Origin of the sequence: uncultured Pseudomonas sp. (assembly GCF_913774235.1) — a bacterium.
In the GTDB taxonomy this organism is placed as follows: domain Bacteria; phylum Pseudomonadota; class Gammaproteobacteria; order Pseudomonadales; family Pseudomonadaceae; genus Chryseomonas.
The window spans coordinates 14950-33059 of the sequence record NZ_CAJYDW010000013.1; the positions used below are offsets into that span (position 1 = coordinate 14950).

An 18110-nucleotide genomic window follows, 5' to 3' on the forward strand; every position below is an offset into this window, starting at 1 on the left:
ATCACTCGCCAAATCTCGTGCGAACTTCTGAAGCACCATACTAGCGCCGAGGAGAACCCATGCCTTCCGATTCGTCCATCTTCAGAACCGCCGCCGCCTACGCGGCCAGCGTCCCGCCCGCGGCGAGCGAAGGTGGCGTGGCCCTGTCGGTGCCGCGGCTCAACCTGTTCTACGGCAAGAAGCAGGTGCTACAGGACATCGCCCTGGAGATCCCGCGCCAGCGTGTCACCGCCTTCATCGGCCCCAGCGGCTGTGGCAAGTCGACCCTGCTGCGTTGCTTCAACCGCCTGAACGACCTGGTGGAAGACTGCCGCATCGACGGCGAGATCCTGCTCGACGGCCAGAACATCTACGCCCGCGGCACCGAGATCGCCGAGTTGCGCCGGCGCGTAGGCATGGTGTTCCAGAAGCCCAATCCCTTTCCCAAGAGCATCTACGAGAACGTGGTCTACGGCCTGCGCATCCAGGGCATCAAGCAGAAGCGGGTGCTCGACGAGGCGGTGGAGTGGGCGCTGCATGGCGCGGCGCTGTGGGACGAGGTCAAGGATCGCCTGCACGAGTCGGCCCTGGGCCTCTCCGGCGGCCAGCAGCAGCGGTTGGTGATCGCCCGCACCATCGCCGTGCAGCCCGACGTGCTCTTGCTCGACGAACCCTGCTCGGCGCTGGACCCCATCTCCACCCTCAAGGTGGAAGAGCTGATCCACGAATTGAAACAGCGCTACACCATCGTCATCGTCACCCACAACATGCAACAGGCGGCGCGGGTCTCCGACTACACCGCCTTCATGTACCTGGGCCAGCTCGTCGAGCACGGCGACACCGACACCCTCTTCACCAATCCGGCGAAGCGGCAGACCGAAGACTACATCACCGGCCGCTACGGCTAGTTACAGGCAGGCCGGTGCCCCTACCGGCGACTCGATCATCTCAGGCAGGACTGACACCATGATCAACAAAGACGGTCACACGCAGCACATCTCCCAGCAGTACAACGTCGAACTGGAGGAGGTCCGCAGTCACCTGCTGGCCATGGGCGGTCTGGTGGAAAAGCAGGTCAGCGACGCCGTGCGCGCGGTGATCGACGCCGATGCCGGCCTGGCCCGTCAGGTGCGCACCATCGACGACCAGATCGACATCATGGAGCGCGGCATCGACGAGGAATGCCTGCGCATCCTCGCCCGGCGCCAGCCGGCGGCCTCCGACCTGCGGCTGATCATCAGCATCTCCAAGTCGGTGATCGACCTGGAGCGCATCGGTGACGAAGCCTCCAAGATCGCCCGTCGCGCCATCGAACTGACCGAGGACGGCGAGGCCCCGCGTGGCTACGTCGAGGTCCGTCACATCGGCGAACAGGTGCGCAAGATGGTGCACCAGGCGCTGGACGCCTTCGCCCGCTTCGACGCCGAGCTGGCGCTGTCGGTGGCCCAGTACGACAAGCTGATCGACCGCGAATACAAGTCCGCCCTGCGCGAGCTGGCCACCTACATGATGGAAGACCCGCGCTCCATTTCCCGGGTGCTGAGCATCATCTGGGTCCTGCGTTCCCTGGAGCGCGTCGGCGACCACGCCCGCAACATCGCCGAGTTGGTCATCTACCTGGTACAGGGCACCGATGTCCGCCACCTGGGCCTCAAGCGCATGGCCGAAGAGGTCAATCGGTCGCGCGAATGATCCGCCCGGTCACTCCCCGGGTGGCGACCCGGGGCTGCCTGCTATGCTGCAAGACTTGGCATGGAGTGACCGATGAGCAAGTTGAACGTACTGGTAGTGGACGATGCGCCCTTCATCCGCGACCTGATCAAGAAGGGCCTGCGCAATCTGTTTCCGGGGCTCGCGTTGGACGAGGCGGCCGATGGTCGCCGCGCCCAGACGTTGCTCGGCAAGCAGCGCTTCGACCTCATCCTCTGCGATTGGGAAATGCCCGGCATGACCGGCCTGGAACTCCTGACCTGGTTCCGTGCCCAGCCGGCCCATCAGGGCGTGCCCTTCATCATGGTCACCAGCCGCGGCGACAAGGAAAACGTCGTCCAGGCCATCCAGGCCGGCGTGTCCGACTACATGGGCAAGCCCTTCTCCAACGAGCAACTGGCCGCCAAGGTCAAGAAGGCCCTGCAGCGCACCGGCAAGCTCGCCGAACTGCAGGCCGGCGCCCAGCCGCGCCCGGCCACCGGCTTCGCCAACGACTCCCTCGGCGCCCTCACCGGTAACCGCAGCGACGTGGTCCAGCCGAGTCCGGCAGCGCCGGTCGCGGCGCCGGCACCGGCCGCCAGTTCCAGCGCTGCCCTGCTGACCGGCGCGGTCCCTCCGCCCAGCACCGCCCGCGGCAAGCCCGCCGCCAATTTCGGCCAGGGCCAGTTGCGGCTGCCCAATGCCAGCATGGCCTGCCTGATCAAGGCCCTCAGCATCAAGGAGGCCCTGCTGGTGGTACGCCGCGGCGACCCGCTGCCGCAGATCCTGGAAACCGCCGTACTCGACCTGGAGCAGGGCGACGACGGTGGCGACGTGGCGCGCCTCAACGGCTACCTGCATTCGCTGGCCGCGGTGGAACCGACCCCGGCCAGCGAGTGGGTGCAGGTCAACTTCCGCTTCATCGACCGGGACCCGGCCAAGCTCGACTATCTGTCGCGGCTGATCGCCAAGGGTACCGCTCAGCGGCATTACGTGCCGGGCGCCTAGGACGGAGCCGGGGCATGAGGGCGCTGGCACGGAGACTGCTTCGATCCGCCTCATCGCGGATTCCTGACGCCCCCTCCATGCCCTGCGCCCGTCATCTGTTGCTGCTCTGCCTCGTCCTCAGCGGTCCCGCGCTCGCGGCGCCCATCTACAAGTACGTCGACGCCAATGGCGTGGTGACCTACACCGACAAGGCGCAGAAGGGCGCCAAGGTGCTGACCTTCAGCGACGATCCCATCGAGCGACTGGACCAGCGGGTCAAGTTGCAACCGCGGCACTATGCCGGTGGCACCGTGCTGGAGGTGCGCAACGACAGCTTCCTGCCGGTCACCGTCACCCTGCGGCTTTCCGCGTTGCAGAACGTCAGCGGGGTGGGCGCGGCGCCGATCCGCAAGGTCCTGCCGGCGCGCAGCCTGACCCGTCTGGCCACCCTGATCGCCCCCGATCCGAGTCGGCCACAGCGCTATACCCCGCAGCTCACTACCCTGATGGGCAGCGCCACCCCGGTCTTCGCCTCCGGCTTCGCCTATCCGTTGCCCTGGCTGGGCGGCCCCTTCAGCGTCAGCCAGGGAGCCGGCGGCGGCTTCAGCCACAACACCCCCAAGAGTCGCTATGCGGTGGACATCGCCATGCCCGAGGGCACGCCCATCGTGGTGTCGCGCGCCGGCCAGGTGGTGGAGGTGGAGAACGACCAGGACGGCCGTGGCAACCACCCCTCCGGCAACTTCGTGCGCATCCTCCACGACGACGGCACCATGAGCGTCTACCTGCACCTGCAGCGCGGCTCGATCAAGGTCGCCGAGGGCCAGTGGGTGCGTACCGGCCAGCCGCTGGCGTCCTCGGGCAATACCGGACGCAGCACCGGGCCGCACCTGCACTTCGTGGTTCAGCGCAACACCGGCGAGGCGGTCGAATCCATTCCCTTCCGCTTCGCCCAGGCGGTGGATAGCCTGCCGAACTTCGCCGTCGGCGGTCCCTGAGCGCCTGTTCGTGAGGCCGCCTAGGCCTTGTGTGCTAGCTCGCGAGCCCTTGAGCAGGCTCACACCCTCGTCTAGCTTCAGCCCTGAGCGTCGAGATACTCGCTCGGCGAGACCCCCAGCACCCGGCGGAACATGCGGGTGAAGGCCGAGGGCGAGGCATAGCCCAGGTCCAGGGCCACCCGGGTCACCGGCTCGCCGGCGGCCAGCCGCGGCAGGGCCAGCATCAGGCGGGTGTGCTGGCGCCAGGTGGAAAAGCTGGTGCCGGTCTCCTTGAGGAACAGCCGGGCGAGGCTGCGCGAGCAGAGGTGCAGCTGTTGCGCCCAGGTCGCCAGTGCCGTGTCGTCGGCCGGGTCGGCATGTAGGCTGGTCTGGATGGTGCGCAGGCGCCGGTCGGCCAGGGCCGGGAGGTGCAGCGCGGTCTCTTCGAGGAAGACCAGCTCCGCCAGCATCAGCGCCCGGACATGACGTCCCAGGTCGGCCTCGCCATAGGTGTTGTCGCCCCGCCGCAGGCAGCGCAGCAGTTCCCGCAGCAGCGGCGAGATCAGCACCATGCGGGTGGCCGACATGCGGGTAGCCGACTGCGGTGAGGGCAACTCGCGCGGCAGGTCGATCATGATCACCTGCAGGGTGGCCTCGCCATTGGCGCGTGCCTGGTGCTCGACCCCGGGCGGAATCCAGATCGCCTGCTTGGGTGGCACGTACCAGACGCCTTCCTCGGTACTGACCTCCAATACCCCGTTGACCGTGTACATCAGGTGCGCCTGGGCGTGGGCGTGCGGCGGCCACACCTGGCCATGGGCGAAGGTATTGAGTCGCGACACCAGGGGCGTCGCGGTGGGCGCCGTGATCGACCGGGGATACCGGTCGATTGTCTGTTCCTGCATAACGGCTGTCCGTTTCGGTTGGGCATCGACGAGGCGCTAGGGCCTAACCTGCCGCACTATGGCCGGAGCATCGTGCGGACTGAGGGGAAGAGGCGCCTGCACGCCAGGACAGGTCTCTCCCAGGAGTGTCGCACAGAACATCGGCCGCTTGGTTCGCTAGCCTGAAAGGCTGGCAGTGCATTTGAACTACCGTCTTGTCGGTGGCAGCGTGGTACAGGGATCTGAGTACCACGCTTTTTTATTCGTATCGATGCTTTGCCAGCGGCTTCACAAAGCCGCGGTTTGGTGATCGCCCGCCTTCTGCGGCTTTGTTAGGTTCGGCCCTTGTTCATCATGGTGGCCCTATGCCATGGACCGACGCCTGACCGCCCTGATCACCTGCCTGACCCTCGCCCTGGCCGCGCCCGTACTCGCGCCGACTGCCGAAAAGGCGACCCTGACGCCGTGTGATAGATGATCCCTCATCCTTCATAGGCCATCGCTATATCAGCTGAGGCCTAAGAGATGCGTGCGGATCGACGTACGATGGAATAAATAGCGTCTTCGACTTGAAAAGTGCGCTAATACTGTTCTTGGATACGCTTGCTCTACGCCGTGCTCCATAGCATACACAAGTAAGGCCGTGAGTGATCGACAGTGTTTTTTTAAAAAAGCTAACTGGTCGCGTCATGAAAATAGTTCTTGATAGGTCATCGGTCACTGTTGTCTCTACGTAAATTAGATGATCCTGAAAGCGCTAAATAATAGATCCAATTGTAAGTCTTGCTGGTCACCAACCAATCATCACTGGCCATTTACTTGACGAGTATCGAACCAAAGAAATTTTGGTTCTCGTACGAGCTAGGAGTTGAGAGTAACTTAGGGGTCGCGGTAACCTCTAACTGATATGTTAGCATTGAAAAGCTTCGCCAAAAACTTTAAATACTATTAAAAGGCGACTTGGATCGGGCTTGTCCTGTGATTCACAGGGCGGCTGGAAAAATAAAAATTTAGGCTATAGTAGTATATAATTGCCAGAAATTTAAATGCTTTGCGAGTATCAGGAACAAATCTTTTGTGACCTGCAAAGAAAATTAAGCTTGATCATGTGGCGGTTTATATGTTCGAGAATTCTATTTTATATTGGGCGATTATTGATAACCATGTTGCCGTTGATGAGATGGCAATGGCAGAATAATTGGCTTGGGCTAGTCAATTTAAAAATAATATATTTTATATTATAAAATAATCCAAAATTCACATTGATGTAGATTAAAAAGAGCGGTTTTGTTGCTTCAGAATTCGCAAAAAATTTGACGCATTTCACATCTTCCCGCCAAGCCAGTCTTAGGCTAGGATGCGACCACCCGGAAAAGTCAGCCTTTATCGACAAGCTGCTGCTCCAAGACACGGATTGCATTGATGGAGGCAGGATGCCTAAGCAGATGCCTAGCCTCCCGAAACACGAGGACGCGGCATGAAGATCATCGTTAGAGGCCAAGGGCTCCACGGCAGTGAGACCAAGGCGGTCGCTCGGATGGAGGCGGAGCTTCGCGACTCCTGGCACGCCTATGCCTCTGTCCTTGTAACGGACTCGCAAGGCTCGATGGAATTCGACCTGCTGATCGTGACCCACGACCGGCTCCTGGTCGTTGAGCTAAAAAACTGGAATGGTGAGCTCACCTCCTACAATGGGAATTGGTATGTAAACGGCAAACGCCGTTCAAAGAGCCCCTACCACACCAAGCGCGACCAGGCGCTGCGCTTGCTGAAGATCATTCAGACAGAGCTGCAGCACAAGCTCGGTTTTTATCCTAGCGTCGAAGCCCATGTCGTGATGTGTGGTACCTCGAAGCCAGACACTCTGCAGCCAAACGATCGGCTTTTCGTCCATACCCTTGATGAGTTCATGACCATCCGAGGGGAGGCTGGTTACGCCAAACTGATCACGGGGCATCAATTCCTTCGGTTCGACGGAATCAACTTCAAGCGACCTAATGATCCCGCGAACCTCAAGCACTTCGATGCATTCTTCACCGGGACTCGTGTAGAGCCGGCTACGTTTAAGATCAAGGGCTATCGCGCCCTTACGGATACCCCGGATCACCAGCATGGAAATGGCCTATTCTCTGAATACTCTGCTGAGCACGAGAAATACCACAACCAGAAAGCGCTGATACGCCGCTGGGATCTGACGGTTTTGGGCCTGATACATCGCGAGGACGCTATCTGGCAGCGAATCGTGACTCGGGAAGATCATCTTTACCGCACCGCCTCTGCAACCAACAGCACCCTCCAGAATTACATGCTCAGGCCAATCGAAGCGCCTGACGAAGACAACATCGGCGAAGACTGTGTTGCGGCCTACGAGCTCAAGAGCAATACACGTCGCCTGAGCGACTTCATCGCCGGCAACGCTCATAAGTGGTCGCCCGAGCAGAAGCTGGACATCGTCCGCGCGTTGCTACAGCCCTTTGCCGAAATGCACACGATGTCTGTGGCGCACCGCGATATCCAGCCACAAGTGCTTTGGTACGCCGAAGACAGCGCCCATATCCTGGTCAGTGGCTTCCACAATGCTTTTCTGCCTGAAAAAGGTACTGTGAAGGAGCTCAGCAGCCTGATCAAAAGTAATCAGTCGCTGCTTCCAGAAGATGTTTATGGCGAGGATGGAGATATCCACGATCCTTTTGCCCAGGACGTTTACCTGCTCGCAATCGTTGCGCACAAGATCTGTTTCCCCGACCAGAAGATGAAAACGGAAGAGGGCTTGTGCGTCTGGTCACCTATCGAAAACGATCCGTTTGAAGGGAAGCTTGATGGCTTCTTTGCCAAGGCCATGGATCTGGAACACCAGAACCGCTTTGCAAACGCTGCTGATATGCATGCGACCTTCAACACGATCGCCTTGGGTGATGATCGCCTGTTCGATGACAACGCTGAGGTAATCGCTGGCCTGACCAGTGGGGATTTCATCAAAAGTGATCTCAGCCCTTTCTATCTGATCGCGCACTTTCCGCCGATACCGGGCGCGGCGCCTCCGCTGATGGGCGAAAAAATCGCTTACCGCTGCACTGTCGACGGTGAACAGGGATACCTGAAGTTCTGGCAGAAAGCCGCTATCGATGGCAAAAATCCTGGCATCAACCGTCGCTTGCTGCGCATGCGTATGCGCATCGAAACGGCGATCAATAATAAGTTGCCGATCACCAAGGTGCTAAAGCACGGTATGTTCGGCCAAGGCGAAGGCCTGTTTATCGTCACACGTTACGAAGAAGGCCAAACCTGGGCGGATTATGTCGGCGACTTGGTGATGGTCGAGGAGCGTCTTAGGATCGGCCAGCAGCTTTGCGAAATCATCCTGCAGATCCATGCCAGTGAATTTGCTCATGGCGACCTGCATCCTGAAAACATACTCGTGCAGACCATTGATGCCGGGGAGGGGAGCCCGTCAGCCAAACTCGTACTGATCGACGCTCTGGACTGGGGTGGCGCATCAGAGCCGCATAATACCAGCTACGGCCCATCCAACCCTGCAGCAACCGATAGCTTTGGTCGCGACAAATTCGCCGTATACCACATGGTCGCAGAGCTCTTTGGTGACGAGATCCCAGTCGAGCTTGAAGCGGAGATCCAGGCGGCTGCTGAACAGCCTTATGGAGTTCCAGTCGAGCTTGGCTTGCTCAAAGCTTGCATAGATGAGCTGCTCACTAGAAAGGATGAGCCGGAAAAGCCCGAAGAGCCTCCATTGAAGCTTGTTTTTCAGAACAATTCGCTGCCAGAGCAAGCTTCCCTGTTTCAGGATAGTGGTCTCGAATACCACCTCAGTGTTGAGGTTTCGAAAAAATATGCAGGGGAACTCAGTTGCACCCTGACCGGCAACTACAGAAAATTGCGCTTTCGAATAAACCCCGAAAAGCGATTCATCACTACTGTTTGGGTCGATGACATCAGCCTGAACGAATACGCCCAAGCGGCCTTTCGTTCAGTGGCAACCTTTACCCGTCCGGTTATGGTTCAACGCGGTGTGACCCCGAACAACCTTCCAGACTCGCTGCTCAACTTCGTGCTTGATCAAGATGACGTCATTGATCTACTCGACGAGATGTTTGGCCTGGATGAGGAAGAGACTCTTGACCTTGATCCCAGCGAAACGGTTGCGCAGACCATCAAGCCCCACCATATCTGGCAGGCGCTTCTCAAAACCGAGGGTGAACAACGCCTCAAAGTGGAGGTGGGTGATGGCGCAATTACCGAAAGCAGGACGGGTCACTGGCACATCCCCTGCGTCCTAAAATCTGGAAATGAGCTGGACTTCTCGAGCGGTGAAGACGAGGAGATCGGCATCTACCTAGCGAGCGATCAGCGCCACTTTGGCTGGGTGGTGCCTGAGGAATCGGGCGGTATCACCCTTGCCGTAAGACCGCAGGGGGAATCCTTGGGCTCTTTCCGCAAGAAAATCCCAGCAGGCACAGAGATCTTTTTCGAGTCCAAACGCAACCACGCATCGCGTTTTCGCCGGCAGCGAGCTATGGATAGCGTGCTGGCTGGCAAGGCCCGTATTCTCTCGCTACCCTCCTACTTTGACGAGGAAGGCGAAATCCGTGCCTGCGCTCACTATGCTGTGCCTTCTGAGGAGTCTATTCGTAGCCGATACGACAACTACAAAGGCTCCCCCGAAGTCCTGAATCCGCAACAAATCGTTGCGTTTCAGCAGGTTATCAGCCGAGCACCACTACAGGTTATTCAAGGGCCGCCCGGCACCGGTAAAACGAGCTTCGTAAGCAAGCTAATCGATTACTTGTTCAGCAATAATCTGGCGCGCAACATTCTGCTCGTTGGCCAATCCCACACCTCCGTTGATACGGTGGCCATCAAAGCTCGTGAGCTCTGTGAGGAGATGGGCAACACAATCAGTGTGGTGCGCCTTGGTCAGGAGCACCAGATCGACGAGAAGCTGTTGCAGTGCCATCCCAGTGCCGTGCAGATGCGCATGCAGCACAAATTCCAGCGGGAATACGAAAAGCGCATCAATGCTCTGGCGAAGCGCCTGCTGCTCGACAAAGACTTCGTTGAGGAAGTAGCCAAGCTCCATCGCAGTATCAGTCCTCTTTTGGCCCGCATCGCGACGCTAGGGGATAAGCTGTTGCGCCTGGAACAGCGCGGTGAGCAAACTACCGACTACCACATCAAGAAAGATGAGTATTCGCGCGGCATCACCGACGGTGTGGCCATCGTAGAGAACATCATCCGCACGCGGGGCTATGAGTTTTCTCTGCCTGAAGTCGTCAGTCCTGGCTACTGGAAAGAGCTGGTTAGGCAGATAGCGATCATGCACGGCGTCACCAACCAGTTGGCTCTGCAGCGCCTCATGCAGCTGATCACCATCAGCAAGGATTGGATTGATGTACTGACCTCTGGCCAAGGTAGTTTTGACCAGTTCTTCGTGAAGACCAGTCAGCTAGTCACGGGCACGCTGGTAGGCATGGGCGCCCGCTGGCTGAACATCGAAGAGCAAAGCTTTGACTGGGTTATCGTTGACGAAGCGGGAAGGGCTCAGGCCTCGGAGCTGATGATCGTACTGCAGTGCGCCAAGCGCGCCTTGCTGGTCGGCGACCACCGTCAGCTTCCGCCCCATTACGACAATCACCAGACCAAGCATGTCGCACGGCACTTAAAGATCGATGAAGCCGAAGTCAAAAAAACTGACTTCGAACGAGCTTTCATCGCGAACGATGGGGTCACTCTGGATACCCAGTACCGCATGATCGAGCCCATCGGCGAAGTGATTAGCCACTGCTTCTATAGCGGCAAGTTGCACAGCCACCGCAAAGACGCGAAGCCCTGGTTCAGCGAATTGCCCTATCCCATGAATAAGCCAGTGAGCTGGATCGACAGCGGTTCTGGCGCTCGCTCGGTTTGGGAAGAGGATCAGAGCAAAGGTAGCGGCAAGTACATCAACCGCCACGAGATGCAGGTTTGCATGGATCTGCTGCGCAAGATCGCAAATTCTCCTTCTTTGGAACGCCTGAAAGAAACCAAGAGTGAAAAGCATCCCTATCCGATCGGGATCATTGTCATGTACAGCGCTCAAAAGAAGATCATCGAGAGCGAGATGTCGCGCCAGGAATGGATGGCGCCCCTACGCGACTTGATTGATATCGCTACGGTCGACTCCTATCAGGGCCAAGAGCGCCAGATCATTATCCTGAATCTGGTGCGCAACAATCCTGAGCGAAAACAAGGCTTCCTGATTGAGCCGTCACGCATCAACGTGTCGCTGTCACGCGCACAGGAGCGCCTTGTCATCATCGGATCCAAGCAGATGTGGGAGGCCGGCAACCAGCAATCGGCCTTGGCTGATGTGTTGGGTTTCATTACCAAGCAGATTGCCGCTGGCAATCATAAATATGAGCTGGTGGATGGCACCACTGTGATCGAGGGCCACCGCCATGTTTGAAGAGCACGAAAACGAACAGGGTGGTACCCGCCTGTGCAATGTTATCTCCCTGATGATCCCGGCCTATCGGTATGACATTGGCTGCGCCTGGACGCAGGAGATACCGCTGCCTGCGATCGAGGAATTTACTTGCCGGCTGCTGATCGCCATGGGGGAGCTCGCACCTGGCGAGCTGCAGGGCTACTTCGACATCAATGCGCGTGAAATTGAAGTTCTCATCGACACGCTCACCAAAAATAAACTGGTGAAGTACAACGACCAGAACAATCTCGTGCCAAGCACCATCCTGCTGGATCGCACCAAGGGTAACCCTGATGCCACTCCGAGTCTGACCAAGTACGAGACCAAAAACGAAAGCGTAGTCTTCGAGGCGCTCACGGTAACGGTGATGCCCAGCAAGAATCTGCAGAAGGGACGGTATGGCCTTCCCGAGATCCCGATTCCTTCGGAGAACCATAGTCCTGCACCCAGCCGAGTGGCTGAGGCCTTCGGAAGGCAGTTCAGGGCATTCCTGGACTACTCGAACAGGCCTGAATTCGAGAAGCGCAAAACCCGTCTCTACAAGGTCGAAAGCTGCGGCACGGGCAGATTTGTGCAGATTCCGATCGACATCGACATTTGGGTGAAGCCAAACCAGGACGGCGCAGTCGATGTCATCAAAGCCATCCAGGAAGGGGATGGCTCGACCCGGCATCGGCCCTTGTCGATGGAGATCCAGGCCAAGCTCTCCGATTACCTGAATGACCTGGGTAAGCGGATGCCGGTGCCAGGTATGAGCCTCGAACGGTACTGCCGTGTATTCGACGACCCAGTGCTTGAGCGTTACGTGGATGATCGCGGCCTGGATCTTGGCCTATGGCTGATCGATCATGCCAATCGTAAAACCGGCTTTGGCTCGACCGATACCCGCGCGATCGTCGGCCCTGTCTTTGCCAAAAATAATCAGAAGACGCTAGATCGGATGCTGGAGACTGTATCCAAGCATTGGAAGCCAAACGAGACCCATCGTGCGTTTTGGCTCGCCAGCAATGTGCCATTATGGGCTGCTAACACGGGGCTGCGTGACTTCGGCTTCAAACTGTCGAAGCTCCTTTCCGAGAGCGGTGAGGATCGTGGCTGGGTCACGGCGATCATGGGGCTCGATGACTTCAAAGAGTGCCAAAGGCTGAAATCGCTGTACCACACCCGCATCGCTAACGGGATTGTGTATCGGGGCAGCGATATGGCGTCCAGAGTCGAAATCCTACTGATCCCAGGTCAGCTCGCGGTGGTGCAGTACCATGTGCAACCCGATAGCTCCAGTGCGGTGACTGTCCCGGTTGGATACGTCACGATTGATCCTGATCGGATGGAAAAGATAGAAGCCTATCTTGATGAGCTAGTGAGGCATAGGGGAAAGGCAGAACTTGCCTGGAGTGACGGCGCTCGGAATGCAGACGAGCTGTTAGGACCATGTAAGGCCCTCTACAGCACGGCCAACAGAAAGCCCAGACTTTCACTTGGAAAAACACCAAGCGCTTCAGATGCGGACGGGGAACGGTCACAGCCTTCCGTATGACGAGCCTATCGAAAGCCCTGCAAAACTGGGGCTTTTTACGACGATGCTTTGCCAGCGGCTTCACAAAGCCGCGGTTTGGTGATCGCTCGCCCGCTGCGGCTTTGTTAGGTTCGGCCCTTGTTCATCATGGTGGCCCTATGCCATGGACCGACGCCTGACCGCCCTGATCACCTGCCTGACCTTCGCCCTGGCCGCGCCCGTCGCCAGCCAGGCCGCCGAGTCCTCCGCCAGCAGCAAGGTTTCCGCCAAGAGCCAGGCCCGCAAGGGGCAGGTCAAGCTCAGGGTGCGCAATGCCAGCGAAGGCCGCATCTTCGAGGTGCGCAATGACTTCGACGTGCCGGTGCGGGTCGAGTTGCGCCTGCAGCGCACCGTCAACGTGGCCGGTGCCGAGCGCCCGATTCGCCAGGTCATCGAGCCCCGCTCGACGGTACAGCTGGCAGTGATCCGCAAGCGGCAACAGGGCTTCCCCATGCATTTCGACCAGACGTTCAACTACAGCCCGCAGCTACCGGTCGGCAGCGTGCCGCTGACGGCGGACGTGGCCGCGGGCGGTACCACCAGCGGCATAGGCTATGGCTACGCCTGGCCCTGGCGCCAGGGCGTCTACTACGTGACCCAGGGCGCCGGCGGCGATTTCAGCCACAACACCCCCAAGGGTCGCTACGCGGTGGACATCGCCATGCCCGAGGGCACGCCCATCGCCGCGGCCCGCGCGGGCACGGTGATCGAGGTCGAGAATGGGCAGTTCGGCCATGGGCCCAGTCCGTCCGGCAACTTCGTGCGCATCGCCCACGAGGATGGCAGCCAGAGTGCCTACCTGCACCTGCGCCGTGGCTCGGTCAAGGTTCGCCCCGGCGAGCGGGTGGAGGTCGGTACGCCGCTGGCGGAGTCGGGCAATACCGGGCGTAGCACCGGTCCGCACCTGCACTTCGTGGTGCAGGCGCGCGAGGGCGGCGAGCTGGTGTCGATCCCCTTCCGCTTCGTGCGTCCCCTGGCGGCGCTGCCCAATATGGCCCTAGGCGACCGCTAGACTCCGCGCAGACGCTTCGCGCTCGCCCGGTCGCCAGACATCTCCCGCGCGACCGAAGTCGTCGCGACGGTCAGAAATCCATTGCCAGGATCGGGGTGGGTGGCGTTATGCTATCACCAGATTTCCTGTCCTCCTGCTTCGCCAGCTGCTCTCTCTTCCTACCAGCTGTGGACGATACCCATGAATGGATTCTTGGCCGCCTTGCGCCTCTGGGGGTGCAGCGCCGTGCTGTGGTTGCCGCTGCTGGTCTTCGCCACCACCGGCCGGGCGGAGGTCTTGAGCCTCGATGATCCAACACGCAGCTACGATCCCCGCCCGTTCCTGGAAATCCTCAAGGCGCCCGCCAGCCTGAGCTTCGCCGAAGCCGCCGCCCAGCCGGTGGATGCGCAGCACGGCTGGTATGCTCCTGGAGTGCTGGAAACGCTGCTGTACGACGGCCGCCAGGGCCTCTGGCTGCGCTTTCGCCTGCAGAGCCGCGACAACCGGGCCTGGTGGCTGATTCCCAGCTGGGCGGTGCTGGATCGGCTGGAGCTGCGCACCCGCAGCGCCACCGGTGAGTGGAGCGCGCCGCAGCTTAGCGGGATCGCCCTGCCGGCCCAGGAGCGCGCCCTGCCGGGTCGCCAACTCATGTTCGCCCTGGCGCCGACCGCCGGGGTGGTGGAAGAGGTCTATCTGCGGGTGGATTCCCGCGAGACCTTCGTGCTGCCGCTGCGCCTGGTGACGCCGGCCACCTACCTCACCGAGGCGCAGCAGGATGCCTGGCTGATCGGCGGCTTCTTCGGTTGCCTGGTCACCATCCTGCTGCTGACTCTTACCCTGTGGAGCTTCGGTCGACGCTCGGGCTTCGGCTGGTATGCCCTCTATCTGCTGAGCGTCATCGGCTACCAGGCGGTCACCACCGGTTACGGTGCCTGGCTGCTCTGGCCGGACAGCCCGGCCTTCGGCCTGCGCGCGCACCTGGCCTTCGCGGCACTGTGCCTGCTCAGCGGGGGGCTGTTCGTCCGCTATCTGCTCAGCCTCTATCACGGCGAGCGCTGGCTCGACCTCGGCAATCGCCTATTGATCGGCTACTGGAGCCTGGGGCTGGTCATCGCCCTGGTCTGGCCGGACCTGCTGAGCTTCCAGGGTCTGCTGGGCATGATGGCGCTGAGTTGCGTGGTGCTGCTCGGCACCACCACGCACCTGGCCTTGCGTGGCAGCCGTATGGCGCTCTGGTTCAGCGCCGCTTGGGGTCTGTTGCTGCTGGGCAGCCTGGCGCAACTGCTGGCCATCGCCGGTTGGCTGGCACCGGAAAGCCCGGCGCTCTACGGCCAGATGACCGGCTTCGCCCTGGGCTTCGTGATGCTGTCCCTGGGGCTCACCGAAGGCTTGAGCCAGCAGCGGCGGCAGCGGATCGAAGCCCAGCGCCAGGCGCTGGAGGCGTCGGCCGCCCTGGCGCGTGAGCGCGAGGCTTCCTTCGTCGAGCTGGAGCTACGGGTGGCCATGCGCACCGTGGAATTGCAGCAGGCCAAGGCCGACCTTGAGCGCCTCAATCGCGAGCTGCTGCACCAAAGTCAGACCGACCCCCTGACCGGCCTGAGCAATCGCCGGCATTTCGAGCGGGTGTTCCAGGAGGAAATCCGCCGCGCCATCCGCGCCGAGGTGCCGCTGGCAGTGCTGGTGGTCGACATCGATCACTTCAAGGCGGTCAACGATACCCACGGCCATACCCTGGGTGACGAGTGCCTGAGGTGCGTGGCCGAGTTGCTGCGCCAGCATGCGCAGCGAGCAGGGGAGGTGGCGGCGCGCTACGGGGGCGAGGAATTCGTCATCGCCCTGCCCGGCAGCGATCCCCAGGCGGCCCACCTGCTGGCGGAGCGCATTCGCCAGCAGGTGGCGGAGCTGGAACTGCAGAGCGAGTACGGATCGTTGCGGCCGTCGGTGAGCATCGGCGTAGCAGTGGCCGTGCCGAGCAACCTGGAGCATGGACAGGGACTGCTGGAGGATGCCGACCGGGCGCTCTATGCGGCCAAGCGCGGCGGGCGCAATCGCGTTTGCCTGAGCGACGGCCTGCCGCGGCTGCTGAGCAGCCGGAGCTGAGGCGCTCGCCCGCGCCTCAGCGGTCGTCGGTCTGGCGGCGCTTCGGCTCCCGCGGATCGAGCTTGATGACCTTGGCCAGCACGATCTTGGGACCCTTCATCTTCTTCACGATGATGCGCAGGCCCTCGGCCTCCAGCACCGTTTCCTCTTCGGGCACGCGCTTCAGGCTGTCGTAGATCAGCCCGGCCAGGGTCTCGGCCTCGACGTGGTCCAGATCGATGCCCAGCAGCCGCTCGACCTTGAACAGGGGGGTGTCGCCGCGCACCAGTAGCTTGCCCGGCTGGTAGGCGACCACGCCGCGCTCGGTCTTGCGGTGTTCGTCCTGGATGTCGCCCACCAGCACCTCGAGCACGTCTTCCATGGTCAGGAAGCCGATCACCTTGTGGTCGGCTTCCTCCACCAGCACGAAGTGCGCGCCGCCGCGGCGGAATTGCTCCAGCAGGTCGGACAGCGGCATGTGCTTGGTCACCCGCTCCAGCGGATGCACCAGGTCGTCGAGGTCGAAGGAGGCGGTCTCGCTGTCCAGGCCGGCGATGGCCAGGAGCAGGTCCTTGATATGCAGCACCCCGGTGAAGGTCTCGCTCTCTTCGTCGTAGACCGGATAGCGGCTGTACTTGGAGCGGCGGATCTGGGTGAGGATCTCGTCCAGGCTGGCCTTGCTGTCCAGGTAGATGAGGTCTTCGCGGGAATTGGCCCAGTCCACCACCTCCAGTTCGCCCAACTCCACGGCCGAGGCCAGCACCCGGGCGTCCGGGTCGGTGGCCCGGTTGGAGTGCAGGATCAGCTTGAGTTCGTCGCGGCTGTAGTGGTGCTCGTGGTGCGCGCCCGGCTCGCCCTGGCCGGCGATGCGCAGGATGGTGTTGGCACTGGCATTGAGCAGCCAGATGGCCGGGTACATCAGCCAGTAGAAGAGGTACAGCGGCACCGCCGTCCACAGCGACAGCAGGTCTGGCTTGCGGATGGCCCAGGACTTGGGCGCCAGCTCGCCAACCACGATGTGCAGGTAGGAGATGATGAAGAAGGCGGTGAAGAAGGAGATGCCGTGGACCACCTCGGGATTGTTGACCCCGACGGCACCCAGTAGCGGTTCGAGCAATTCGGCGAAGGCCGGTTCGCCGACCCAGCCCAGGCCCAGGGAGGCCAGGGTGATGCCGAGCTGGCAGGCGGAGAGGTAGGCGTCGAGCTGGTTGTGCACCTTCTTGAGGATGCGCCCGCGCCAGCCGTGCTTCTTGGCGATGGCCTCCACGCGGGTGGCGCGCAGCTTGACCATGGCGAACTCGGCGGCGACGAAGAAGCCGTTGAGCAGCACGAGGAAGAAAGCGAAGAACACGAGGCCGAGATCGGCGAACAGCGTCGAGGAAAGACTAGTGGAAGGGTCCATTAGGGCCGGGAACTGGAAAAAGGTCGGCTTAGCATGGGGGCGGGGCAGGGCAGTTGCAAGATGTTGCGCCCGACGGATGGTCCGGTGGTCGTACGTGGGATCCGACAGGCGCTCTGGCGTGGGCCCTGGCGCCCGCGGCCTTTCATCTAGGTCCAGCCCTCCAGACGCATGGTCGCCCGCACCAGGCGCTGCTCTTCCTGTTCGATTTCGCGCAGGCTGTCCCTGACGCTATGGATGTGCTCGCGGGCGGCGGCGTGGGCCTCGTCGGGCAGGCGCTGACTCACGGCGGCATAGAGGCGGGCGTGCTGGGCATCGATCTCCTGGCGCTGCGGCGGGCGGTGGTAGAGGTTGGCGATGCAGGCGAACACCGACCCCAGCAAGAGTTCGTTGAGCGATTGCAGGGTATGCACCAGCACCGGATTGTGCGAGGCCTCGCTGATCGCCAGATGGAAGGCGTGGTCGAGGCGGGCGTGGGCTTCGGCGGAGAGGGTGGCGAGGTCCCGGGCGGCAGCGCAGAGCTCGTCGTAGCGCCGGCCGATCAGCACCAGGTCGGCGGTGGTGGCGCGCAGCGCGGCCAGGCGCGCCGCCTCGCCTTCCAGCAGGGCGCGGACTTCCAGCAGGTCGTAGAGGGTGCGCGGCTGGCTGCTGAACAGGTGTAGCAAGGGATTCTCCGCCGCCGGGGCCGCCAGGCGGGCGACGAAGCTGCCCTGGCCGTGGCGCGTCTCGATGATGCCGCGGGCGCGCAGCAGGCCCAGGCCCTCACGCAGGGCGGTGCGGGAGACGCCGAGCTTGTCGCAGAGGCGGCGCTCGGAGGGCAGCGGCTGGCCGACCTTGAGTACCCCGTCCACCACCAGGCGTTCGATCTGCTGGCTGACGTTCTCGGCGACGGGGAGGCGGGCAGTGGCAACGGTCATGCTGGTTTCCTGCTGGTATGACCACGAGGTTAAAGGCTAGTGAGCCATTGACGGGAAAGGCCGTCAAGCCTGCTGAGATAGCCTAGTCCTTTGGTCGAAGAGGCCGAAAAAACTGGTATGACCAGTGGTTTCAGCCATGGACTCGCTGGCGAGTCCCGGGGTACAACGAAGC

General features: G+C 61.2%; 11 protein-coding genes. 8 read left to right on the plus strand and 3 right to left on the minus strand.

Annotation, left to right across the window (positions count from 1 at the left end):
* Nucleotides 1-59 precede the first annotated feature (59 nt).
* The 4 genes from pstB to QZ471_RS14050 all read left to right on the plus strand — a co-directional run bounded on the left by pstB (nt 60) and on the right by QZ471_RS14050 (nt 3653).
* Nucleotides 60-887, plus strand: a complete 828-nt coding sequence (pstB, locus tag QZ471_RS14035; protein WP_295464762.1) for a phosphate ABC transporter ATP-binding protein PstB — start codon at nt 60-62, stop codon at nt 885-887.
* Between the two features lie 58 nt (nt 888-945).
* Nucleotides 946-1671, plus strand: a complete 726-nt coding sequence (gene phoU / locus QZ471_RS14040; RefSeq protein WP_295464764.1) for a phosphate signaling complex protein PhoU — start codon at nt 946-948, stop codon at nt 1669-1671.
* A 72-nt stretch (nt 1672-1743) separates the two neighbouring features.
* A complete protein-coding gene (locus QZ471_RS14045) occupies nt 1744-2676 on the plus strand; it encodes a response regulator (protein ID WP_295464766.1) in 933 nt (310 codons plus the stop codon).
* A 77-nt stretch (nt 2677-2753) separates the two neighbouring features.
* Entirely contained in the window at nt 2754-3653 is a 900-nt protein-coding gene (locus tag QZ471_RS14050) for a M23 family metallopeptidase (RefSeq protein WP_295464768.1), read from the plus strand.
* A 77-nt stretch (nt 3654-3730) separates the two neighbouring features.
* Here QZ471_RS14050 and QZ471_RS14055 read toward each other — a convergent pair whose 3' ends face one another.
* Nucleotides 3731-4537, minus strand: a complete 807-nt coding sequence (locus QZ471_RS14055; RefSeq protein ID WP_295464770.1) for a helix-turn-helix transcriptional regulator — start codon at nt 4535-4537, stop codon at nt 3731-3733.
* Between the two features lie 1456 nt (nt 4538-5993).
* On the opposite strand from QZ471_RS14055, the gene QZ471_RS14060 reads away from it, so the two are divergent.
* From QZ471_RS14060 to QZ471_RS14075, 4 genes are all read left to right on the plus strand, one after another.
* Nucleotides 5994-10976, plus strand: a complete 4983-nt coding sequence (locus tag QZ471_RS14060) for an AAA domain-containing protein (protein WP_295464772.1) — start codon at nt 5994-5996, stop codon at nt 10974-10976.
* Nucleotides 10969-12534, plus strand: a complete 1566-nt coding sequence (locus tag QZ471_RS14065) for a hypothetical protein (RefSeq protein ID WP_295464774.1) — start codon at nt 10969-10971, stop codon at nt 12532-12534. The genes QZ471_RS14060 and QZ471_RS14065 overlap by 8 nt, the downstream gene beginning before the upstream one ends.
* 142 nt (nt 12535-12676) lie before the next feature.
* Nucleotides 12677-13564 carry a M23 family metallopeptidase gene (locus QZ471_RS14070; RefSeq protein ID WP_295464776.1) on the plus strand — a complete coding sequence of 296 codons (888 nt, stop codon included), beginning with the start codon at nt 12677-12679 and terminating at the stop codon, nt 13562-13564.
* 180 nt (nt 13565-13744) lie between these two features.
* Nucleotides 13745-15643: a diguanylate cyclase gene (locus QZ471_RS14075; RefSeq protein WP_295464778.1), complete on the plus strand. Its 1899-nt coding sequence runs from the start codon at nt 13745-13747 to the stop codon at nt 15641-15643.
* A gap of 16 nt (nt 15644-15659) precedes the next feature.
* Here the strand turns inward: QZ471_RS14075 and QZ471_RS14080 are convergent, their stop codons facing one another.
* Nucleotides 15660-17024, minus strand: a complete 1365-nt coding sequence (locus QZ471_RS14080) for a hemolysin family protein (RefSeq protein ID WP_295464779.1) — start codon at nt 17022-17024, stop codon at nt 15660-15662.
* A 146-nt stretch (nt 17025-17170) separates the two neighbouring features.
* The gene (glcC, locus tag QZ471_RS14085) at nt 17171-17938 is read right to left on the minus strand and encodes a transcriptional regulator GlcC (RefSeq protein ID WP_295464780.1); all 768 of its coding nucleotides are present in this window, start codon (nt 17936-17938) and stop codon (nt 17171-17173) included.
* Nucleotides 17939-18110 lie beyond the last annotated feature (172 nt).